Source organism: Klebsiella sp. WP3-W18-ESBL-02, from assembly GCF_014168815.1.
GTDB lineage: Bacteria > Pseudomonadota > Gammaproteobacteria > Enterobacterales > Enterobacteriaceae > Kluyvera > Kluyvera ascorbata_B.
This window is the reverse complement of sequence record NZ_AP021972.1, coordinates 798,613-822,463: the sequence shown is the minus strand read 5'-3', so window position 1 is coordinate 822,463 and position 23,851 is coordinate 798,613. Positions and strand designations below refer to the sequence as shown.

The window sequence follows — 23,851 nt, the reverse complement described above, 5'->3', positions numbered from 1 at the left end:
CATGCTACTCCTTAACCTGACGCACGGTATCAATCACGCTACCGTCGCGATAGCGAATCACACCGACAATTTTATCTGTGAACTCAATCGGTTTCGGCTGGCCGGTCAGCGAGATAGCCCGCGCATATAGCGCCTCAATCTCAACCACTTTCAGCCCTGCGGCGATAAGCCGTTCGCGAATTTCCGGACGCGCCGGGTTTACCGCAATACCGTGGTCGGTCACCAGCACATCGATGCTTTCCCCCGGGGTCAATCGGGTTGTCACCCGCTTGACGACCGTCGGAATACGGCTGCGCAGAAGCGGTGCCACGACGATAGTCAGGTTAGCCGCTGCCGCCACGTCGCAGTGGCCGCCCGATGCGCCGCGCATCACGCCGTCGGAACCGGTAATCACGTTGACGTTAAAATCAACGTCAATCTCCAGCGCGCTGAGGATGACCACATCAAGCCGATCGCAGCAGGCAGCCTTACTGCCCGGATTGGCGTAGACGTTGGTGGAAATCTCTACGTGATTGGGGTTACGCGCCAGCGACGCCGCCGCCTGCCCGTCAAAACACTGGGTATCGAGCAGCTTTTCAATCAGCCCTTTTTCATGCAGGTCGACCAGGCTGCCGGTAATGCCGCCCAGCGCAAAGCGCGCCTTCACGCCGCTGCGCTCCATCTTCTCTTCCATAAAGCGCGTGCAGGCGGTGGCGGCCGCGCCGGAACCGGTCTGCATCGAGAAGCCCGGCGTAAAGTAGCCTGAGTGTTCAATCACATCCGCTGCATAGCGGGCAATCATCAGTTCACGCGGGTTGCTGGTCACGCGCGCCGCCCCGACGCTGATTTTCGCCGGGTCACCCACACTGTCCACCGGCACAATGAAGTCAACCTGGTCCTGCACAATGCTGGCGGGCATATTCGGGAACGGCACCAGCGCTTCGGTCAGCAGCACCACGTGGCGAGCAAATTGCGCATCAACCATGGCGTACCCCAGCGAACCGCAGCATGACTTACCGTGGGTGCCGTTAGCATTACCAAACTCATCGCTGCACGGCACGCCGAGAAACGCCACGTCGATTTTCAGCTCGCCGTCCTGCAGCAGCTTCACGCGCCCGCCGTGGGAGTGGATTTGTACCGGTTCATCCATCAAACCGTGAGAGATAGCGTCCGCCAGCTTACCTCGCATACCGGAGGTATAAATACGCGTAATCACGCCGCTTTCAATATGCTCGATCAGCGCATCGTTGCAGGTCATCAGCGAGCTTGAAGCCAGCGTCAGGTTCTTGAAGCCCATCTTCGCCAGCAGCGCGACCACGTGATTAATGACCCGATCGCCTTCGCGGAATGCGTGGTGGAACGAAATGGTCATGCCATCTTTTAAGCCGCTGCGCGCCACCGCGTCTTCAATCGAGGCGCACAGTTTTCGGGTGCGTTTCTCCTGCGGAGAGTTCAGCCACGGCGTTGTGCTGTGGGCCGAATCAAAGGGTTTTAGCGCCCGCAGGTGGGGGAAATGAAGGTGGAGAAGTTCTGTCTGATTCATTATCAAGTCCTTAACGACGCACGCCGGAGGCGGCTGCACGTTCCAGTACCATTTGCGCGTGGTTAATAATCGGGGCATCGACCATTTTGCCGTTGAGTGATACCACGCCCAGGCCGTTGCGTTCGCCCTCTTCTGCCGCTTCAATCACCCGTCTGGCGTGATCCACTTCCTGCTGCGTTGGCGCATAGGCATTGTGGAGCAGGTCAATCTGACGCGGGTTAATCAGCGATTTACCGTTAAAGCCCATCTTGCGAATCAGTTCCACCTCACGCAGGAAGCCGGCTTCATCGTTGACGTCAGACCACACGACGTCAAAGGCATCAATACCGGCGGCACGCGCCGCGTGCAGTACCGCACAGCGGGCATAAAACAGCTCGGTGCCATCGCCGCGTTCGGTCTGCATATCCATGACATAGTCGAATGCCGCCAGCGCGATGCCGATCAGGCGCGGCGAGCTGCGCGCAATCGCCACGGCGTTAATCACGCCAACCGCTGATTCAATTGCCGCCATCACGCGGGTCGAGCCCACCTCACGCCCACAGGCGCGCTCAATACGTTCAAGATGGCCTTCCAGCTCAAAGATATCTTCAGGCGTGTCGGTTTTCGGCAGGCGAATCACGTCCACACCGGCATACACGGCGGCTTCCAGGTCAAGCAAGCCGAACGGCGTGCTAAGCGGGTTAATGCGTACGACGGTCTCAATATCCTGATACATCGGATGCTGAAGCGCGTGGAAGACCAGCAGGCGGGCGGTATCTTTCTCACGCAGCGCGACCGCGTCCTCCAGATCGAACATGATCGAGTCCGGGCGGTAAATAAAGGCGGTGGAGAGCATGGCGGCGTTGGCCCCGGGCAGGAACAGCATACTGCGACGAAGTTGACTCATTGCAGCGCCCCCCAGACGATCGTCTGCTCTTCTGCGGCACGCAGAATCGCGCTTTGCAAACGGGCGCGAATCACACAGTCCAGCGCCCCTTTATCTTCCACGATAATCAGCCCCTGCTGCACGTCCAGCGCGCGCAGTGTCTGCTCAACAACCTGGCGAATCTGTTCGCCAAACTGCTTCATCACCTCACTGTGGATGACAATCTCCAGCTCGCCGTCGGCGGGGGCGATTTTCACCATCAGGTCGCTGGACTCCTGCGTTCCGGCCAGCGCCTCCCTTATGATTTTCATGATAATGTCCTGATAGTTATGCAACTTCCGCGCTGTAATGCGCTTCGAGATGCGCGAAAGTGGATGCCGGAACAATGTCCCGGATACGAGAAAACTGCTGCAATGTTAATAAACGGCGGACTTCCGAAGCCGAAATCGCGCTCCCGGTGGCTTTCATGCGCGGCATCTCTACCACGGTCATGTTGTCGCCAAGCAGCATATGCAGCGTCTGGTTGTACTGGCGGGTCACGTCGCAGAACGGCTCCGAACCGATAAAGCGATGCGTGATCCCCAGCGCGGGCGCAATGTAGTTGCGGAACAACAGCACGTCGATTTCACTCCACGCCTGCTGCACCTTGCCGGTTTCCTTTAAGAAATAGGCCGGGAAGGTGGCGCGCGAGATGATGTACTGCGATCCCTCGTGCACCGTGACGTTCGCCAGATGCGCGACGCCGGCACGCACCATCTCCAGACGAGCGCGAAACGGAAAGAACGACGCATCTTCACGCACCACGAAAAGATGCAGCCAGCCGCACTGTGCCGCCGCCTGTTCCACCAGATAACGGTGTCCCAGGGTGAAGGGATTTGCATTCATCACAATGGCCCCAACCTGGGTAGCCGGTTGGCGCTGGAGGCTCAGCGTACGGCAGTAGCGTTCAATCCCCTGCGGCGTATTTTCCATCAGCACCGCATTGTTGCCGCTCTGGGCAATCGGCCAGAAGCCGCTGCGGGCGAAGCGCGCAATGTTGCAGGGACGAGTACAAAGAAAAAGATGGAAATAACCCTGCGCTAACGCCACGTTCTCCACCTCGGCCAGCAGCCGAGCGCTCAGATTCGCGCCGCGCTGTTGTTCATCGACCGCCACGCACTTAATCACGTTTGCCGCCAGACCTGCGCAGCCCACCAGCTTTGTGCCGTCCCAGGCTTCAACGAACAGCGTAATATCGCTATCCAGCCCGAGGCCGCTGTCCACCAGCAGCGCACGGATAGGGCTTAAACGTTCCGGGTGTTTTGCCACCATGCTGACCCGAAAATCGAGAGTGGGTTGCGTGTACATCGTGCCGCCTGCCTTACTTAGTGCGCCGCCGTCAGCGTATTCGCTGGCGCTTCCATGATGATGTTGCTGAGATGGCCAATATGTTCAATCTCCACCTCGATACGGTCCCCCTCCTTCATAAACAGCGGCGGGTTACGTTTCTTGCCGACGCCGCCCGGCGAGCCGGTGATGATGACGTCGCCAGGGCTTAAGCGGGTGAAGGTACTGATGTACTCAATCAGCTCGGCCACTTTATGAATCATGCTGCTGGTGTTGTCCTCCTGCACCATCCGCCCGTTCAACCAGGTACGGATAGCCAGGCTATGCGGGTCGGGGATCTCATCGGCGGTCGCCATCCACGGCCCAAAAGCGCCGGTCTGTCGCCAGTTTTTCCCGGCGGTAAACCAGGTGTGCTGCCAGTCGCGAGCGGAGCCGTCCATATAGCAGCTGTAGCCGGCCACGTGGCGCAGCGCATCCTCACGCGAAATGTTCTCGCCGCCCTTGCCAATGATCACCGCCAGCTCGCCCTCATAGTCAAATTCGCGAGAGTGGCGCGGCTTCAGCACCGGTGCGTTGTGCGCGGTCTGCGAGTCGGGGAAGCGGACAAACAGCGTCGGTGCCGGGTTATGCTGGTCAAATTCTTTGCGTTTCTCGGCATAGTTCATGCCCACGCAGAGAATCTTTTCCGGATGCTCAATCACCGGTAAGAAGGTCACGGCCTCCATGGGCACATCGACGGCATCGTGAAGATAGCGGGTCGCATCGGCCAACCCGTTGCCATCAAGCAGCGCCTTGAGGTCGCCGTAGCGGTCGCCAAGACGGCGTCCCAGATCAATCATTCCTTCTGCATTCACGATGCCGTAGCTGCGAACGCCCTGATAGATAAAGCTTGCGAGTTTCATTGTTCTATTCCATTAAACGAGGAAGTTGCCCAGCACCAGCAGCGACACGGAGACGTTAATTGCACCGCCGATACGGGTCGCAATCTGCGCGAACGGCATCAGGCTCATGCGGTTACCGGCGGTCAGAATCGCGACGTCGCCGGTGCCGCCCTGGCCGCTCTGGCAGCAAGAGACGATGGCGACATCAATCGGGTGCATGCCGATTTTTTTGCCGACGAAGAAACCGGTCGCAACCAGCGCAGACACGGTGCTGACGATCACCAGCAGATTGCTGAGGGTGAAAGCGTTAACCAACTCCTGCCACGGGGTGATAGCCACGCCGACGGCAAACAGCACCGGATACGTCACTGAGGTCTGGAAGAATTTATAAACCACCTGCGAGCCTTCGAGCAGGCGTGGAGAGGCGCCGTGGCACAGCTTGACCAGCACCGCCATAAACAGCATGCCAACCGGTGCCGGCAGGCCAATCAGCTTGTGACCTAACATACCGAGCATGTACAGCAGCACCGCCAGCAGCGCGCCTGAAGCAATGGTGGTCACGTCAGTTTTGCCCGACAGCGCCGGCTGTGCGGATGCGGTATCGGCGTTGGCGCGGTTAGGCATCAGCTGGCCCTCACCGGTCAGGTGCGGGTAGCGTTTGCCCAGTTGGTTCAGGCAACCGGAGATAATGATGGCCGTCAGCCCGCCCAGCATCACCATCGGCAGCACGCGGCCCAGCGCTACGCCCTGATCCATATGCAGCAGCGTGGCATAGCCGATGGACAACGGGATCGCCCCCTCGCCGACGCCGCCCGCCATGATCGGCAGAATGATAAAGAAGAAGATCTGGAACGGCTCAAGGCCCAGCGCCATGCCGACGCCCATCCCAACGATCATGCCGACGATTTCGCCACACAGCATGGGGAAGAAGATCCGCAGGAAGCCCTGAATCAGCACCGTACGGTTCATGCTCATGATGCTGCCGACGATGATGCAGCAGATATAGAGGTACAGAATATTGGTCGATTTGTAGAATTTCGTCGTCGACTCCACCACCACGTCCGGCAGCAGCCCGTAGTAGACCAGCGCGGAAGGGATAAAGGTGGCACAAATTGCCGCCGCCCCTAGCTTGCCGACGATCGGCAGACGCTTACCGAACTCACCGCAGGCAAAACCAAAAAATGCCAGCGTCGCAACCATCACCACGATATCGCTTGGTAGCTTACCGCCCAGGCAATCAATGGCGATAAGCGCCCCGGCCAACAGGAACAGGGGCAGCGGAATAATGCCGACTTTCCAGGTGTCCATAATATGCCACCAGCGCTCCTTGAGGGCCGGGCGCTGAATTTCTATCGGGTCGTGGGTAACAGAGAATGAATCATCAGTAGTGCTCATAATGAAGCCCTTTGGTTATTTTGTGAGGCTAGCTTAAGGGCCAAAAGGCTTACTTTATGTGAGTGATAGCATATTAAAACCGAAGTTTTAATGGCGCCTATGGTTTTAATGGTTTCTTTTATTTAATGTGATTAGCGCCTTATTTAAAGGCGTGGTTTTTATGGTTTCTATTCTGCGCTGAATGCCACAGGCGGATTTATTAATTTAGCCTTAATAAAGAGTACTTTTCAGATAACTCTCGTTCTGCGCCAGGCTGTGCAAGGGATCACAAGTTTCTGGCAAAGCCCGGCAGCGGCGATAAAAAAGATGATATATTGTCGGCTTCCGTCGCTGCCGTGCGTGAGTCTGATGAAAGTATCGTTCCAGATAAAACTGTTTATTTCCCTGGTTGCCTTTTTCTCGGTGCTGTTTGCGCTACTGGGTAGCTATTATTATATTGACGTCGGCCAGCAGCTATATCAGGAAATGAGCGGGCGGGCAAAAATACAGGCAGAAGAAATAGCTGTGATTCCCAGTTTGCGTAAACAGGTTGCCGAGAAAAACGTTCCAGCCATCCGTGACTTTATGCAAAAAATAGCCGCCCGTAGTGACGCTAGTTTTATTGTCATTGGTGATAATAAAGGCCTGCATCTGTTCCACTCGGTATTTGCCGACAGGATAGGTAAAACGCTGGTCGGCGGCGATAATGAAGAAGTGCTCCAGGGCAAAAGCACCACCACCATTCGGCAGGGCGGTTTAGGCATTTCCCTGCGCAGCAAGGCGCCTATTTTCGACGACCACGGCAAGGTTATCGGTATTGTTTCCGTGGGCTACCTTACCAGCTACCTCGACAGCATTACCGTCAACAAAGTGGTCAATATCCTGATCGCCGCAGTGCTTCTGCTGATGGCGCTGTTTGTTTTCTCCTGGTTCTTTACCCGCAGCATCAAGAAACAAATCTTCTCTCTTGAGCCGCGCGAGATTGGCCTGCTGGTGCGCCAGCAGAAAGCGATGATGGAGTCTATCTATGAAGGCGTTATCGCTATCGACGACAACCTGCGCATTGAGGTCATTAACCAGGCGGCACGTAAGCTGCTTGGCCTGAGCCTGCCGGCGCGCCAGCTGCGCGGAAAGCCTATCGGCGACGTCATCGCCCTCGTGCCCTTTTTCGAGCGCAGCGCCATGCTCAGGCAGGATACGCACGACGAAATCTGTCACTTTAACGACCTGACGGTCATCGCCAGCCGCGTGCGAATCATGCTGGAAAATGCGCTTCAGGGCTGGGTGATTACCTTTCGCGATCGTAACGAGATCGATTCGCTTAGCGCTCAGCTAAGCCAGGTAAAACGCTACGCCGATAACCTGCGCATTATGCGCCATGAGCAGCTTAACCGTATGACCACCCTCTCCGGTCTGCTGCATATGGGGCGCTACGACGAAGCAATTGGCTATATTCAGGCCCAGTCGGAACACGCGCAGGAGCTACTGGATTTCATCTCCTCACGCTTCAGTTCCCCCACGTTATGCGGGCTGCTGCTGGGGAAAGCCGCGCGCGCCCGTGAAAAAGGCGTGGTGCTGGAGTTCGACCCGGCCTGCGAGATGCGACGTCCCTTCCCGCCGCTGAGCGAGTCGGAGACGATCTCGATTATTGGTAATCTGATTGATAACGCCATCGAAGCGACCCAGCGATCGCCGCTGCCGCACGCGCCGGTCGAGATCTTGATTAAGCTCAGCGAACAGGAGCTGATTATCGAAGTCGCAGATCGGGGAATTGGCATTACGCCGGCGATCCGCGAACATATTTTTGAGCGCGGCATTACCACCAAAACCCGAGGCGACCACGGTATCGGACTCTACCTTATCGACAGCTATGTCACCCAGGCGGGCGGCCTGATCGAAGTGTCTGATAACGCGCCCAGCGGCACGATTTTCTCTTTATTCATTCCCGCCGCAGGGCCTGCCCGGCGTACCGCACAGCAACTGGAAGATACCGACTATGCAACATGAACTTATCGATGTACTGATTGTGGAAGATGAGAATGAGCTGGCGCAGCTGCACGCGGAGCTCATCGACAAGCACCCGCGTCTGCGGCTGGTCGGTATTGCCTCTTCGCTGGCCGACGCGCAACAACAGCTACAGAGCAAGCAGCCGCAGCTACTGCTACTGGATAACTACCTGCCGGACGGTAAGGGCATTACGCTTATCAGCGACCCGATGCTGGCCCGCGCCAACTGCTCGGTTATCTTCATCACCGCCGCCAGCGATATGGACACCTGTAGTCAGGCCATTCGTAACGGCGCCTTTGACTACATCCTTAAGCCGGTATCGTGGAAACGTCTAAGCCAGTCGCTTGAACGCTTCGTGCAGTTTGCCGAACAGCAGCGGGTGTGGAAAATCGTCGACCAGCAAAACGTGGACTCACTCTATTTACTGCAGGCGAAAAACTACCGTCAGGACAACGGCAGCAAGGGCATTGAGGAAAATACGCTGGCCAGGGTACAAACGCTGTTTAACGCCCGGGAAAATCACTGTTTCTCGGTTGACGAAGTGGTCAGCGAAACCGGGCTCAGTAAAACCACCGCCCGTCGCTATCTTGAGCACTGCGTGGAATCCGGGTATTTAAGCGTTGAAATGCTGTATGGCAAGATTGGCCACCCGCGCCGCATGTACCGCCGCAGTGCGGCCTAGCCCCTCACCACGCGATGAGGGGCTAGCGCCCATTATTTCAACACGTAGCCGTACAGTCGGCTAATGCCGTCGGCGTCTTTCTCGCTGTACACCCCCTGAAGCTCCGGCGAGAAACCGGGCAGCAGGTTAACGCCCTCTTCCAGCGCCAGGAAATAGCGCTGCACCGCCCCGCCCCACACTTCTCCCGGCACCACGCACAGCACGCCCGGCGGGTATGGCAGCGCCCCTTCGGCGGCAATTCGCCCTTCCGCGTCACGAATGCGCACCAGCTCGACGTTGCCGCGAATAAACTCACCGTTAGCGTCCTGCGGGTTCATCACCACTTTCGGCAGGCTCTCCTTACGGAACATCGCTTTTTGCAGATCTTTCACCTCAAAGCTGACGTACAGATCGTGCATCTCCTGGCACAGTTCGCGCAGCGTATAGTCGCGGTAGCGCAGCGGATGCTTGCTGTAAACGCTCGGCAGTACCTCCGCCAGCGGCGTGTCATCTTCGATATGCTGCTCAAAGCGGGCCAGCATCGCCACCAGTTGGGCCATTTTCTCCGGCGTTTCCGCCGGGGTCAGCAAGAAGAGGATCGAGTTCAGATCGCACTTCTCCGGGACGATCCCGTTCTCGCGCAGGTAGTGGGCCAGAATGGTCGCCGGAATACCAAACTCGGTGTATTTTCCGGTTTCGGCATCGATCCCAGGCGTCGTCAGCAGCAGCTTGCACGGATCGACAAAGTACTGATCCTGGGCGTAGCCCTCAAAACCATGCCAGCGCGCGCCCGGCGCGAAGCTGAAGAAACGTCTATCGCTGGCGAGGGTTTGGGTGGAATGCTCTTGCCACGGGCGTCCGTCAACCATCGGCGGGATAAACGGCTGGATCAGCTTACAGCTGGCAATAATTGCTTTGCGCGCTTCAATACCCAGCTCGACGCACTCGGCCCACAGGCGGCGACCGCTCTCCCCTTCGTGAATTTTGGCATTAATGTCCAGCGCCGCGAACAGCGGATAAAACGGGCTGGTTGAGGCGTGCAGCATAAAAGCGTTGTTCAACCGCTTGTGCGGGCAAAAGCGCGCCTGACCACGAATATGGTTGTCTTTTTTGTGGATCTGCGAGGTTTGCGAGAAGCCCGCCTGCTGTTTATGCACCGACTGCGTCACAAAAATGCCCGGATCGTTTTCGTTTAACGCCAGCAGCAGCGGCGAGGTATCCGCCATCATATCGATAAACTGCTCATAGCCTACCCATGCGGAGTCAAACAGGATGTAGTCGCACAGATGGCCAATTTTATCCACTACCTGACGGGCGTTATAGATGGTGCCGTCGTAAGTGCCCAGTTGGATCACCGCCAGACGGAACGGACGCGGCGCGTCGGCCTTCTCCGGCGCCGCTTCACGAATCAGCTCGCGCAGGTAGCGTTCGTCAAAACAGTGCTCGTCAATACCGCCAATGAAACCAAACGGGTTACGCGCCGCTTCCAGGTAAACCGGCGTCGCCCCGGCCTGGATCAGCGCTCCGTGGTGGTTTGATTTGTGGTTGTTACGGTCAAACAGCACCAGATCGCCACGCGTCAGCAGCGCATTAGTCACCACTTTGTTGGCCGCCGAAGTGCCGTTCAGCACGAAATAGGTTTTATCTGCGTGGAATACTTTAGCGGCAAATTTCTGCGCGTGCTTGGCGGATCCCTCATGGATTAAGAGATCGCCCAGCTTCACGTCAGCGTTGCACATGTCGGCGCGGAAAACATTTTCGCCGAAGAAGTCGTAGAACTGACGCCCCGCCGGATGCTTTTTAAAGAATGCGCCGTGCTGGTGCCCAGGACAGGCGAAGGTGCTATTGCCCATCTCAACGTACTGGGTCAGGGTGTTGAAGAACGGCGGCAGCAAATTCTCTTCATAGCGACAGGCGGCCGCTTCCAGCGCCAGCCACTCCTGCTCTTTGCCGCTGATGACCGCTTCCACGCCGTCCGGCGCGCGAAGGTCGTCCGTCGAGAACACAAACACCGGCAGATGAAAACCGGTGCGCTTGAGCAACGCAAGAATACCGCTATGGCTGTCGGCCACGGTAATGACGACTGCTGCCACATCGGTAAAGTCGGTACTATCCAGCGCCACCACGCCACGGGGGCTGGACAGGCGAGAGACCAGTTCACGACTGGCAGCAATGTTCATTGATTTCATAAGCGCAACGACCCACTCAGGGAGAGTAAAAGCCCCGGACAAAGCCACTGGCCTTGCCCCACAAAGCGTCTGGGTGCAACTGGGTTACAGCTCCGACCGCCAGACATCAGTAAAAGCAGAGGGCGTCTAATCTTACTGTTGTCCTGCAGTGAGCATGCGTTGACCTCACCGCATGGTGAGCAAAACGGAACGGGCAGGCTTTCGCAAGCAAGCGAAGCGGCATTGGCGATGTAATGGCAATAATGTCATTGCAGGCAGCCCCCGTGGAGGAAAGGAGAAATTTCGCGCAATCATGGCACCATTGACCAGAGGGCGCAAGACGAAATTTTTATGCACTAACCCTACGAAGAAACAAATACTGAACCGATTAATCGGTCCATAATAATGCAGGAGTTAGCGATAATTAACAGGAGTTAACGTGGTAATAGGTCCCTTTATTAATGCCAGCGCGGTGCTCGTCGGCGGGCTGATCGGCGCATTGCTCAGCCAGCGTCTGCCGGAACGCATTCGCGTTTCGATGACCTCTATTTTCGGCCTTGCTTCGCTGGGCATTGGGCTGCTGCTGGTCATCAAGTGCGTCAATATGCCGGTAATGGTGCTGGCGACGCTGATTGGCGCGCTGATCGGCGAGTTTTGTCATCTGGAAAAAGGCATTAACAACGCGGTGGCGCGGGCGCAAAAGCGGCTGATCAAACCGGGGAAAAACCCCGAACACGAGACGTTTATTCAGAGCTTCGTGGCGATCATCGTACTGTTTTGCGCCAGCGGTACCGGGATTTTTGGTTCGATGCACGAAGGGATGACCGGCGATCCCACCATTCTTATCGCCAAGTCGTTTCTCGACTTCTTCACCGCCATGATTTTCGCCTGCTCGCTGGGTTTTGCGGTCTGCATCATCAGCGTGCCGATGCTGGTCATTCAGCTGTCGCTGGCGTTTTGCGCGTTTATGATCCTGCCGCTGACCACTCCGGCGATGATGGCCGACTTTACCGCCGTCGGTGGCCTGCTGCTGCTGGCAACCGGCCTGCGCATCTGCGGCATTAAGATGTTTGCGGTGGTGAATATGCTGCCCGCACTGCTGCTGGCAATGCCGATTTCCGCCGCCTGGACGGCATTTTTTGCCTGATGCAGCGTGCAAAACAGGAAAAGCGGTGATATGTTGTGCAACTCGCCGCAAATTTTATAAATTTCATTGACGAGGCGCGGCGATTACGGTTTAATGCGCCCCGTTGCCCGGATAGCTCAGTCGGTAGAGCAGGGGATTGAAAATCCCCGTGTCCTTGGTTCGATTCCGAGTCCGGGCACCACTCATTTATAACCCTCGCTTCGGCGGGGGTTTTTGCTTTTTGAGTCAACAACTTGTTGGTTTATCAGTAGTTACCGCCCTTATTTCTCCTCCGGCCCCGCTTCCCGGTGGTACAAAATGGGCATTATGAACCAACTAAGAACCGCTTCGGCGTTTATCACGTCCGTAAAGTCGTCCCTGATCGCCTTCGGGGCATCCTTAACAAACGTGAAATCAAGTTCACCCTTGATGCCAAAGACGCCAGCGAAGCCAGAATGTGTGCCCCCGCAATCTTATGGTGCTCGCGAACGCAACTTACAGCGTGCTGTCTGACGAGAAAAAATAGCCCGATGGTCGATCGTGACAATAGTTTTACCTTGCTAACCGGCGTGAGCCGGCGGTTTTGATGGTGCTTGTTCCGTTAGTGATAAGGCGCATGATTGTTGAAATAAGATGACCGCTTCGGCGGTCATCTTATTAGTGATAGCTCACAGGTCGTGAGCCATTAAAGTACCGGCGCGTCCGGTTTTGCAATCAGGCTATTGATATCGATATCTGCGGAAGAACAGTTCTCAACGGTGATACTCATTGTTGAACCATTATTCTGCATCTGCCCATTGGTGTTGATTTCTATCACCGCATTACCGTTATCATCGTTAGTGACTCTGATATACGAGGCCAGATCGGTATCGGCAATGTCGCCAAGCAGATCGCTTAAATCAATGCGATCGCCTTCATCCGCACGGAAATCTTTAATCACGTCGTGGCCCCCATCACCTTTAAGCCAGGTGAAGGTGTCACTGCCGCTGCCGCCATAAAGCGTGTCGTTGCCCTGACCGCCGATAAGAATATCGTTTCCAGCGCCGCCGATCAGGATGTCATCGCCTGTGCCACCGTAAAGCAGGTCGTTGCCTTCGTCCCCGTGCAGGATGTCATTACCGCCGCCGCCGTACAGGATATCGTTTCCACTACCGCCATGGAGAATATCGTCACCGCCGCCCGGCGCGCTGATATCGAACTCATGACTATTGTCGGTGATGTACTTCTGCACATCGGCGAGAGTGATGTTTTCGGTACCCAATTTACCCGCGATATAGTCAAACAGTTCGCTAAATGCGTTGTAGCCATCGCCAAACAGAATATCATTGCCTACGCCGCCATAAAGGAGGTCGTCGCCATCACCGCCCGCGAGAATATCTTCGCCACCCCCGCCATAGATAATATCGTTACCTGCGCCACCGAACAGAATATCGTCGCCGCCGTCGGTTCGCGACATGTCGAAGACGTCAGGATGTTCAGTAATATACTGATGGATATGGGCAGATGTGATGGACGTAACGCTAACGCCCATCTCTTTCGCGATCAGTTCCCGAATGGCGGTAAAACCATTGCCTGCGATTCCCGCAAATTCGACGGCATCGCCAAAGATAATGTCGTTACCGGATTTACCCTGGACAATATCCTCCGCGCCCTCTACCCGAACATCGTTCTTACCCAGAATGGCGTCCGCAAGTTCATTCGCTTTAATATCGGTCTGAACGTTACCATCGGAATCATAGGCTTTTAGATCGTCAGCACCGATAGCGCTGTTAACGCCTAATGCTTCAATCGAACCGCAGACGGCCAGTAACAGCGCAAATGATTCCATTGAGCCGTAGGTCAGGTTAGGGTTATTGGCGCTAGACGCAGTACCGTTACCAAACGATCCTGAAATCGTATAGCCCCCGGCGCCATCTGAAACGACGGTACCGATTTTAGTTTTGCTACTTCCATTCCACTCGTAGACGTTACCATTTTTATCAATAACCTCGCGATTAACGCCATTGATCCTTAACGTAACGGCGGTACCAGGCTGATACTGGAGAGTACTCATATCCAGTTTTGTTTCGTAATTTGAACGCGCGTCCACATCGACAACTTTGGTTGTACCCGTAAAGATTGTCGGCTTTCCATCGGTGATGAAATAGGTGAGGTTGGTGCTGTCATCCCCTTCAAATTGCGAGAACCAGTCTGCCGCGCTTTCAAAAGCGGCACCGTAGTTCGTGCTGCCGCCGCTCGTCATCTTATTGAGTTGGGTATAAAGATCGTTCAGCGCTTTGTCTCGTTGTGCCTCGGTCATGTCTGCGGAGAACGACACGTCATAGGCAAACTGCACTTTGGAATCAAAGTCCACCAACAGGATATTGAGCGTCCCTGAACTTTCGTGCTCGGTACCCGCAGCCAATGTTGAGAAGACGGTTTTCAGAGAGGCAATTAATGCCTTGATATCGCTTGATGAGACGCTGCCGGAGGTATCCACCAGGAAGGCAATATTGTAGTCCTGCCCTGGCTGCGCCTGGAATCCTTCAACATCGCCGATAATCACGTTGCTACTGCCTTCATTGCCATGGATGGTATCGTCGGCGGCGGTACCTAATTGCTCGGTGGCGGTCTCGCTATCCACGGTACGATCGGCGTGATCCGTTGCGGTATTTCCGGCTGCATCGGTGATAGTGATACTGGCGTCAACTTTCGGTGTTTCGACCAGGTCTGCCGTATCCACCGTTAACTCCCAAACTAATTTATCGCCGACTTGCTTGAGGGCCACATTATCGTAGGTCTTGTTGTTTACGGTGATGCTGACAGTATCGTTCTCTGTTGCTTCACCGGTGACATAACCCGTAATGGTGGTTGTTGGCGCTTCTTGTCCCTGCCAGTGGGTGGTTTCGGAAATATCGAGATAATCGTCGCCGGTGATAGGGTCAATAAAGATTTCAACATCAGCATTTATGTCGATGCTGACGTCGGTGGTGTCGGTGTCATCCGCCGAGTTACCGGCTTTGTCATAGCCGGTGACGCTGGCCTCGATGTTGGTGCCGTCCTGCAGCTGGCTGGTCGGCACCTTAACCGACCAGCTCAGGTCTTCCTGGACGATGGCGGTGTAGGTCTGGTCACCGATGGTGATCTGCACTTCGTCCCACTGCACCACGTCCTTGCCGGTGACCTTGCCGGTCAGCTCGGTGAATTCTTCCTGGCTTTCCTGCTGATTGATAACGCCGTCGCCGGTGACGAGGTCGATGGTGATGGTGACTTCCGGCGCGCTCAGATCGAGGCTGACGCTGGTGTCGTCGGTGTCATGGTCTGAGTTACCGGCTTTGTCATAGCCGGTGACGCTGGCCTCGATGTTGGTGCCGTCCTGCAACTGACTGGTCGGCACCTTAACCGACCAGCTCAGGTCTTCCTGGACGATAGCGGTGTAGGTCTGGTCACCGATGGTGATCTGCACTTCGTCCCACTGCACCACGTCCTTGCCGGTGACCTTGCCGGTCAGCTCGGTGAATTCTTCCTGGCTTTCCTGCTGATTGATAACGCCGTCGCCGGTGACGAGGTCGATGGTGATGGTGACTTCCGGCGCGCTCAGATCGAGGCTGACGCTGGTGTCGTCGGTGTCATGGTCTGAGTTACCGGCTTTGTCATAGCCGGTGACGCTGGCCTCGATGTTGGTGCCGTCCTGCAGCTGGCTGGTCGGCACCTTAACCGACCAGCTCAGGTCTTCCTGGACGATGGCGGTGTAGGTCTGGTCACCGATGGTGATCTGCACTTCGTCCCACTGCACGACGTCCTTGCCGGTCACCTTGCCGGTCAGCTCGGTGAATTCCTCCTAGCTTTCCTGCTGGTTGATAATGCCGTCGCCGGTGACGAGGTCGATGGTGATGGTGACTTCCGGCGCGCTCAGATCGAGGCTGACGCTGGTGTCGTCGGTGTCATGGTCTGAGTTACCGGCTTTGTCATAGCCGGTGACGCTGGCCTCGATGTTGGTGCCGTCCTGCAACTGACTGGTCGGCACCTTAACCGACCAGCTCAGGTCTTCCTGGACGATAGCGGTGTAGGTCTGGTCACCGATGGTGATCTGCACTTCGTCCCACTGCACCACGTCCTTGCCGGTGACCTTGCCGGTCAGCTCGGTGAATTCTTCCTGGCTTTCCTGCTGGTTGATAACGCCGTCGCCGGTGACGAGGTTGATGGTGATGGTGACCTCCGGCGCGCTCAGGTCGAGGCTGACGTCGGTGGTGTCGGTGTCATCCGCTGAGTTACCGGCTTTGTCATAGCCGGTGACGCTGGCCTCGATGTTGGTGCCATCCTGCAGCTGACTGGTCGGCACCTTAACCGACCAGCTCAGGTCTTCCTGGACGACGGCGGTGTAGGTCTGGTCACCGATGGTGATCTGCACTTCGTCCCACTGCACGACGTCCTTGCCGGTCACCTTGCCGGTCAGCTCGGTGAATTCCTCCTGGCTTTCCTGCTGGTTGATAATGCCGTCGCCGGTGACGAGGTCGATGGTGATGGTGACTTCCGGCGCGCTCAGATCGAGGCTGACGCTGGTGTCGTCGGTGTCATCCGCTGAGTTACCGGCTTTGTCATAGCCGGTGACGCTGGCCTCGATGTTGGTGCCGTCCTGCAGCTGACTGGTCGGCACCTTAACCGACCAGCTCAGGTCTTCCTGGACGACGGCGGTGTAGGTCTGGTCACCGATGGTGATCTGCACTTCGTCCCACTGCACGACGTCCTTGCCGGTCACCTTGCCGGTCAGCTCGGTGAATTCTTCCTGGCTTTCCTGCTGGTTGATAACGCCGTCGCCGGTGACGAGGTTGATGGTGATGGTGACCTCCGGCGCGCTCAGGTCGAGGCTGACGTCGGTGGTGTCGGTGTCATCCGCTGAGTTGCCGGCTTTGTCATAGCCGGTGACGCTGGCCTCGATGTTGGTGCCATCCTGCAGCTGACTGGTCGGCACCTTAACCGACCAGCTCAGGTCTTCCTGGACGACGGCGGTGTAGGTCTGGTCACCGATGGTGATCTGCACTTCGTCCCACTGCACGACGTCCTTGCCGGTCACCTTGCCGGTCAGCTCGGTGAATTCTTCCTGGCTTTCCTGCTGATTGATAACGCCGTCGCCGGTGACGAGGTCGATGGTGATGGTGACTTCCGGCGCGCTCAGATCGAGGCTGACGCTGGTGTCGTCGGTGTCATGGTCTGAGTTACCGGCTTTGTCATAGCCGGTGACGCTGGCCTCGATGTTGGTGCCGTCCTGCAGCTGACTGGTCGGCACCTTAACCGACCAGCTCAGGTCTTCCTGGACGATAGCGGTGTAGGTCTGGTCACCGATGGTGATCTGCACTTCGTCCCACTGCACCACGTCCTTGCCCGTGACCTTGCCGGTCAGCTCGGTGAATTCTTCCTGGCTTTCCTGCTGGTTGATAACGCCGTCGCCGGTGACGAGGTCGATGGTAATAGTGACCGTTGGTGGCATCGTATCAATAGACACCGCGCTATCGGCACTCGCACTGGCCTGATTGCCATACTGATCGTAGGTCGTCACGCTGGCATGCACATCGCCAGCCGCCACCAAATCGCTGGTATTCACCTCGACTGACCAACGCCCGTCGGCGTCAACCTGAGTCTGATACTGGTTGCCGTTAATGGTGACAGTCACCGTATCACCCGGGCGCACATCCTTCCCGGTCGTGCCGCCGATCGCTGTTTTCTCCTGAGCGGCCTCTTGTCTGTTGATGACGTTATCACCAGCAATCATATCAATCGTGATGCTGGCTTCGGGTAATGTTATCGGGGACGTTGGCTGCGTTGGCGGTGTTACGGTTTCATCACTGCTGGTGTCTGCTTCCGGCCTGATCAGTGTGATTTCTTCGACCGGCGCAATGACCGATGTATCCAATCCTTCCGTCGGATAACCGGCGGTAGGATCGAGTATTTCCCCCGTCAGATCGAGAATGACATGGGTATGACCGCTTTCGGCTCCTGTCGGTGCGGAGGATGAGTCAATAATTGGGCTATTACCCGCAGCGGTTGCTTCAAGCACCTGGGTCGGGTCAGCACCTTCGGCAATGGCTTGCTGCGATGCCGCAATCGCCTGGGCGTCAACATCTGCGGTGGTGGAGATGGCAGTGGCGTCACTTCCCCATTCACTTCCACGGCCTAGATCCATACCTTTACCGTTGGGCAGCGTGATGGTTGCTGCCCCCTGGTCAGTAACGACAACTTCCCCGCGCATAACCTGCTCACCTTCTGTTGCCAGGCGTCGAGCACCGTCAGACGCGACGATCCATACTTGCCCCATAACTGCCTTTATCGTTCCTATAATCGCTGACATAGCGGTCTCTCCTTAGAGTGCAAATTACGTGGTAGTAAGTAGATCATGTACAGAACCTTAAGCGGCAAGCGAATTAATAATACCGTCTAACGTGTTGTTTTTCTTGGATTTTCTCTGCCTACTCTTTTTGCCGTTTTTGGATAAATACACCATTGCCCACTCCAACTTCTCTGTTATTTCCTGCCACGCACCATGGATGATGCTCGCCAATATCGGCATTAACCAAAGCGCGCTGTTTTTGGCAATCTTCAGCATCGATAACTCCGCGCTGCCAATCAGCGTCAGCGCCAGCCGACGTTTGACCAGCAAGGCCAGCAAACTAGCCCAGATCAAGCCTTCCGCTATCGCTTTTTGTCGTGTCGCGAACGCCTTCAACCGGTTATGTGATTTCAGCTCTTTGAACAACAGTTCGATCTGCCAACGGCAACGATACAATGCCATCACCTTCTCGGCTGGCCATCGCTCACGCGGAAGATTGGTCATCCATATACAGAACCGTTTTTCCTCTGCAAACCAACGTCTTATGAGTCGATATTTATACTTTCCCGAACTCACATCCAGATCCAGAACCTCGGCTCTGCAGCTTCTCCGATCGATATCCTTGAGCTTTTTTCCGAGTAACTTGGGCATTTCCCTGCCGTCCTGTCGGTAAGCTGCCTGTACTTTGGGATTGAGATTTTGACTCCCTCTGACCAGATAGCTTCCTTTGGCTTTGGTCACATCAGCAAAGTACTCGCGGCTGATGTAACCGGCATCCGCCAATAACAGTTTGTTATTTAACGAATTTGCGGCCGGAAGATGCTTGCGCTCCGATTCGGTATCCGCCGTGATACTCATCGATATCGGCGACTGGTCCAGCAAGGACATGGTCATATGACACTCTACCGCAGCGGGGCTGTGCTTATTGAATCGGCCCGGGAAATGTTCTGCCAATTGCGGATGTAACGCGAATGACGACCCGTCCTGCAGCAGTACCTGCTCAAAGCCTGCCAGTCCGTGGGCGTCCGGTAGACACTCCTTGAGGCGTAAGGCGATGGCTCGTTCAACCAGTGCGCGCATGAACAAGGGAAAACCCTGCTTGCGTAACTGGTTGTGAAAGGGTTTATACGCTATTTGGTCAGTATCATGGAGCTGCAACGCATTGAAATGGCGATGCAAACCAGCAATACCATCCACCTTGTCGCAACCAAGCCCTGAGAGCAGAGCCGGGAGTAGTCTCGCAGGCTGGATATCCCGGAGTCGCTGACAAAAACCGGTAAATTTACCGATCCGGTTGAGTTCAGAAGAGCTAAGAAGTTGCTTGAGGTACTGGGTTGCATTTATAATAGTCATGGCTTCGGGCGTGTCGGTTTTTTTTTGCGATTAAATCAGATCACAAACGAAGCCTTTTTTCTATCTATTTCAATTGGTTGTAGCTAAAGATCCTGTACATGGTAAGTAGATACAATCTACTTATTAATCATCTTTGTAAGATTAATTACGTATATTTCGTGAGGTGGTAATCATGATGGCTATTTTTTCTTCGAGTATATATATCCTTTTTTGCATTTGTAATAACGCCCTGAATTTATTTTGTATGCACTTTTATTTTTATTTCTTTTCAAATCCTTAACATCAGTTTTAATTAAGATTCAGGATTAATAAAACAAGTGTTCCCTGATTGTCATGATTCACTTCCCGTTAAATGCAGAATTCAGTCAAATTATTGATTTTATTTATTTATTTTTTCATTATTTGTTTTTTGTGATTGCTATACATACGATGGTATGTTTTATTTTTTTATCACTTAATTCATTATTCTAATAGGTATTTACTAACCATAATGATTTGTTATTGCGTGTCATAAATATAAAGAATTATTGAAGGATATTATAAATGATTCCCGTGAACATATCTGGTAACTTGAGTAAGCAATAAGTATTGTAATGTCTTTTGCGTCATTGCCCGGAATTTACGGATGAGAAAGAGCTAACTACCTTAACCGGGTCTGTTATTAAGGATATAACGTATGACACTACATTCACCTGCTCCAGGCGAGCATGAGGTAATTGAATTACAAGAAGAGATCAAAATTGACCCGCGCGAGCTGTGTGATGATCCGCTTCTTGATAGCCTGATGGCCATTTGTACGCTGCACGGAAAAGCCTCCAGCCGCGTATCGCTTACGGCGGGACTGCCGCTGAAAAATAATCGTCTGACGCTGCCTATTTTTCCACGTGCTGCGGCGCGTGCCGGGCTACGTGTACGGATGCTTAAACGTGAGCTGAGCAAAATCACGGCGTTATCACTACCGGCCATCCTCATCCTCAAAAATAACCGCACGGCGGTGCTGTTTGGCTGGAATGAGAACGGGCAGGCGCGGATCCTGCCTGGTGACACCAATGGCGGCGAGATCGTGGTCGATCGGGCGGTGCTGGCGGAAGAGTACTCCGGTGTTACGCTGTTTATCCAACCTATTCACCAAAGCGAAAGAACCAAAGCCACGCTGCTGCCACGCACCCGAACCTGGTTTCGCGATACGCTGAAACTGTCGCGCTTTCTGTATGTCGATGCGATTGTCGCCAGCTTTCTGATTAATGTCATTGCCTTATGTACGCCCCTGTTCGTGATGAACGTTTACGACCGCGTCGTGCCCAATCAGGCCACCTCCACCTTATGGGTTCTGGCTATTGGTATCACGGTCGCGTTTTTATTCGACCTGTTGCTCAAAACGTTGCGTACGCGCTGTCTGGACATTGCCGGAAAGAAAACCGACATGATTGTCTCGGCATCGCTGTTTGAGCGCATCACCGGGATGGCAATGAAAGCGCGCCCGTCGCGGATGGGCAGCTTTGCCCAGAATATTCATGAGATCCAATCACTGCGGGATTTCCTCTCTTCATTAACCATGGCGACCTTAATCGATATGCCCTTCACGCTGCTGATGTTGCTGGTGATTGGCATTATCGGCGGGCCACTGGTCTTTATCCCTTTGGTCGCATTTCCTTTAGCGCTAGTAGTGAGCTGGGCTATCCAGAAACCACTGAACAAGACCATTGATGACACCATGAAGCTGGCCTCGGAGCGCCAGGCGGTGCTGATTGAAACGCTTAGCGGGCTGGATGCAATCAAGGTCAACAATGTGCAGAGCGAGCGCCAGCACATGTGGGAAAGCACGCTAGTGGCCCTGAGCAAAAAAGAGCTGCGGGTAAAAACGCTCTCCACGCTGGCTATCAATTTCACCTCATGGTTACAACAGTTCTCCGGCGTTGCGATGATTGTGGCGGGCGTGTACCTGATTATTGACGGCAACCTCAGCATGGGAGGACTTATCGCCTGCTACATGCTCAATGGCCGCGCGCTGGTACCTATGGGACAGCTCAGCGGGCTGGTAACCCGTTACCAGCAGGCGAGAATGACGATGAAAACCACCGAGGAGATGATGGATCTGCCTCAGGAACGCCAGGACGATCGTCCGCTCGTCGCACGTGAAAAACTGCTGGGCAGCATTAGCTTCCAGAACGTGACCTTTACCTATCCAGGCCAAAAGCGGCCCTCGCTCAACGGCATCTCTTTCACCATCACCCCGGGCGAGCATGTCGGCATCATCGGGCGCAGCGGTTCAGGGAAAAGCTCACTGGCCAAACTGCTCGTCGGCTTTTATCAGCCGGATTCCGGCGAAATCCTGCTCGATGGCATGGATTCCAACCAAATTGACGTCAACGATGTCCGCCATAACATTGGCTACGGGCCGCAGGATATCCACCTGTTTAGCGGCACATTGCGGGACAACTTGCTCTGTGGGGCCAGCTATGTGGAAAAAGAGGCTATGCTCCGGGCCGCTCAGCTGGCGGGCGTGCACGAGTTTGCCCGTAAACATCCGGACGGTTACAACATGCAGGTTGGCGAACGCGGCCTGAATCTCTCGGGCGGCCAGCGCCAGGCGGTAATGCTGGCGCGTGCGCTGCTGCTTGAGCCTCCGGTGCTGTTACTCGATGAACCCACGAGCTCGATGGATAACACCACCGAAGATGCCGTACGCCGCGCGCTGATGGAGTCAAGCAAGGGACGCACAATGCTGCTGGTGACGCATCGCGCGTCGATGCTGTCGCTTGTCGACAGGCTGATCATCATCGACCGGGGACGCATTATTGCGGATGGTCCAAGGGAGAATGTCCTGACGGCACTGAAGAAGGGGCAAATCCATGCGACACAATAAATGGCTGAAAAAACTGCTGCACTGGCTGGGATTTGGCGATAACAACAACGATCTCACCATTAATGGGATCAATGGCCTGGTGATGGGTAATGGTTCTCGCTCCACCCGGACGACGCTGTGGTCGTGCCTGGCGTTCTTTATTGTGCTGATCGTCTGGGCAGCTAACGCGCAGATTGATGAGGTTACCCGAGGCGAAGGCAAAGCGATTCCTTCATCGCGGCTGCAAAAAATTCAGAACATGGAAGGCGGCATTGTGTCTGAAATTTTCGTTCATGAAGGGCAGATAGTTGAAGCCGGGCAGCCCCTGTTAAGGCTGGATGATACCCGCTTTCAATCTAACGTCGGCGAAAGCGAAGCCGATCGTTACGCGTTAATGGCGCAAATTTTGCGGCTGGAAGCGCAAATTGAGGATAAGCCCCTCGTCCTTAGCGAAGACATTGAGCGTGAAGCGCCGGGCATTGCCAGCGGTGAGCGTGAGCTATTCAATACGCAGCGTGCGCAATTCAACAGCGAAATAGCCGGTCTGGAAGAGCAGTTATCACAAAAAAAACAAGAGCATCTCGATTTTGAAGCGAAGAAAAAGCAGTTCAGCCACAGCCTGGGGCTGATTCAACAAGAGGTCAGAATGTCGGAGCCGTTAGTCAGCGCCGGTGCGATCTCAAAAGTTGAAATTCTGCGTCTTCGACGCTCTGAAGTTGAAACGCGTGGGCAACTTGATTCCATCGTGCTTGCTATTCCTCGAGCCCTGTCGGCAATTAAGGAAATAGAAAATAAAATCGCAGAATCACGGGGTCGCTATCGCAGTGAAATGCTGGGGCAGCTCAATGAAGCGCGCACCAATCTGACAAAAATTGAAGCCAGCGGTAAAGCAATTGAGGATCGGGTCAACCGTACATTGGTCACATCGCCGGTGCGTGGCGTTATCCAGCAAATGCTGGTGACCACCATCGGCGGTGTCATTCAGCCCGGCAGTGAGCTGGTTGAAATTGTCCCGCTTGATGACAGCCTGCTAGTTGAGGCAAAAATACGGCCGCAGGACATTGCATTTTTGCACCCGGGGCAAAAAGCGATGATTAAATTTACTGCCTATGACTACACCATCTACGGCGGTTTGAAAGGCTCTTTAGAGCATATTAGCGCTGATACCATCACCGATAACGAAGGGCGGAGTTTTTATCAAATTCGCCTCAGAACCGATCGCAATTATCTAGGAAGTGAAGATAAACCGTTATTGATTATTCCTGGCATGGTTGTCTCAGTCGACATTATTACCGGGCAAAAGACCGTGTTGAGTTATCTGCTCAAGCCGATTTTACGCGCAAAAGCAGAAGCGCTGCGTGAGCGGTAATCCTGCACATTCAGGAAACATCAAAAAGTTAATGCTGCCGTATGGCGGCA

At 54.9% G+C, this 23,851-nt stretch carries 16 protein-coding genes and 1 tRNA gene; 7 read left to right on the top strand and 10 right to left on the bottom strand.

Annotated features, from left to right (window positions below):
• Nucleotides 1–4: 4 nt before the first annotated feature.
• From citF to H7R56_RS03955, 6 genes are read right to left on the bottom strand one after another with little or no spacing between them, the layout of a single operon-like run.
• Entirely contained in the window at nt 5–1,522 is a 1,518-nt protein-coding gene (gene citF / locus H7R56_RS03980; RefSeq protein WP_106925666.1) for a citrate lyase subunit alpha, read from the bottom strand.
• Between the two features lie 10 nt (nt 1,523–1,532).
• Nucleotides 1,533–2,408 (bottom strand): citrate (pro-3S)-lyase subunit beta, encoded by an 876-nt coding sequence (gene citE, locus H7R56_RS03975; RefSeq protein WP_106925664.1) that lies wholly within the window; start codon nt 2,406–2,408, stop codon nt 1,533–1,535.
• Complete coding sequence (gene citD, locus H7R56_RS03970) at nt 2,405–2,698, bottom strand: citrate lyase acyl carrier protein (RefSeq protein ID WP_106925662.1); 294 nt, start codon at nt 2,696–2,698, stop codon at nt 2,405–2,407. Before citD ends, citE begins: the two co-directional genes overlap by 4 nt.
• Before the next feature lie 16 nt (nt 2,699–2,714).
• Complete coding sequence (gene citC / locus H7R56_RS03965) at nt 2,715–3,734, bottom strand: [citrate (pro-3S)-lyase] ligase (protein ID WP_106925660.1); 1,020 nt, start codon at nt 3,732–3,734, stop codon at nt 2,715–2,717.
• Between the two features lie 17 nt (nt 3,735–3,751).
• Entirely contained in the window at nt 3,752–4,615 is an 864-nt protein-coding gene (locus tag H7R56_RS03960; RefSeq protein WP_106925658.1) for a fumarylacetoacetate hydrolase family protein, read from the bottom strand.
• Between the two features lie 12 nt (nt 4,616–4,627).
• Entirely contained in the window at nt 4,628–5,989 is a 1,362-nt protein-coding gene (locus tag H7R56_RS03955; RefSeq protein ID WP_106925656.1) for a 2-hydroxycarboxylate transporter family protein, read from the bottom strand.
• 348 nt (nt 5,990–6,337) lie between these two features.
• On the opposite strand from H7R56_RS03955, the gene H7R56_RS03950 reads away from it, so the two are divergent.
• Complete coding sequence (locus H7R56_RS03950; protein ID WP_106925654.1) at nt 6,338–7,975, top strand: ATP-binding protein; 1,638 nt, start codon at nt 6,338–6,340, stop codon at nt 7,973–7,975.
• Nucleotides 7,965–8,657: a response regulator gene (locus tag H7R56_RS03945; RefSeq protein ID WP_106925652.1), complete on the top strand. Its 693-nt coding sequence runs from the start codon at nt 7,965–7,967 to the stop codon at nt 8,655–8,657. The genes H7R56_RS03950 and H7R56_RS03945 overlap by 11 nt, the downstream gene beginning before the upstream one ends.
• 32 nt (nt 8,658–8,689) lie before the next feature.
• Here H7R56_RS03945 and H7R56_RS03940 read toward each other — a convergent pair whose 3' ends face one another.
• Nucleotides 8,690–10,825 carry an ornithine decarboxylase gene (locus H7R56_RS03940; protein WP_106925650.1) on the bottom strand — a complete coding sequence of 712 codons (2,136 nt, stop codon included), beginning with the start codon at nt 10,823–10,825 and terminating at the stop codon, nt 8,690–8,692.
• A gap of 418 nt (nt 10,826–11,243) precedes the next feature.
• On the opposite strand from H7R56_RS03940, the gene H7R56_RS03935 reads away from it, so the two are divergent.
• From H7R56_RS03935 to H7R56_RS28005, 3 genes are all read left to right on the top strand, one after another.
• Nucleotides 11,244–11,951 (top strand): DUF554 domain-containing protein, encoded by a 708-nt coding sequence (locus H7R56_RS03935; RefSeq protein WP_106925648.1) that lies wholly within the window; start codon nt 11,244–11,246, stop codon nt 11,949–11,951.
• A gap of 105 nt (nt 11,952–12,056) precedes the next feature.
• A tRNA-Phe gene (locus H7R56_RS03930) sits at nt 12,057–12,132 on the top strand.
• A gap of 106 nt (nt 12,133–12,238) precedes the next feature.
• Nucleotides 12,239–12,517 (top strand): DUF6538 domain-containing protein, encoded by a 279-nt coding sequence (locus H7R56_RS28005; protein WP_374956735.1) that lies wholly within the window; start codon nt 12,239–12,241, stop codon nt 12,515–12,517.
• Between the two features lie 98 nt (nt 12,518–12,615).
• Here the strand turns inward: H7R56_RS28005 and H7R56_RS03925 are convergent, their stop codons facing one another.
• Genes H7R56_RS03925 through H7R56_RS03915 form a run of 3 tightly spaced genes read right to left on the bottom strand, consistent with a single transcriptional unit; the run spans nt 12,616 to nt 19,587 of the window.
• Complete coding sequence (locus tag H7R56_RS03925; RefSeq protein ID WP_182928520.1) at nt 12,616–15,723, bottom strand: Ig-like domain-containing protein; 3,108 nt, start codon at nt 15,721–15,723, stop codon at nt 12,616–12,618.
• 27 nt (nt 15,724–15,750) lie between these two features.
• On the bottom strand, nt 15,751–18,255 hold the full coding sequence (locus tag H7R56_RS03920) for a retention module-containing protein (protein ID WP_182928519.1): 2,505 nt from the start codon (nt 18,253–18,255) through the stop codon (nt 15,751–15,753).
• A 57-nt stretch (nt 18,256–18,312) separates the two neighbouring features.
• A complete protein-coding gene (locus H7R56_RS03915) occupies nt 18,313–19,587 on the bottom strand; it encodes an IS4-like element ISApu2 family transposase (RefSeq protein WP_171269952.1) in 1,275 nt (424 codons plus the stop codon).
• 676 nt (nt 19,588–20,263) lie between these two features.
• Here H7R56_RS03915 and H7R56_RS03910 point away from each other — a divergent pair.
• Together H7R56_RS03910 and H7R56_RS03905 are read left to right on the top strand one after the other, a co-directional pair.
• Entirely contained in the window at nt 20,264–22,453 is a 2,190-nt protein-coding gene (locus H7R56_RS03910) for a type I secretion system permease/ATPase (protein WP_106929757.1), read from the top strand.
• Nucleotides 22,440–23,801, top strand: a complete 1,362-nt coding sequence (locus H7R56_RS03905; protein WP_182928518.1) for an HlyD family type I secretion periplasmic adaptor subunit — start codon at nt 22,440–22,442, stop codon at nt 23,799–23,801. Before H7R56_RS03910 ends, H7R56_RS03905 begins: the two co-directional genes overlap by 14 nt.
• Nucleotides 23,802–23,851 lie beyond the last annotated feature (50 nt).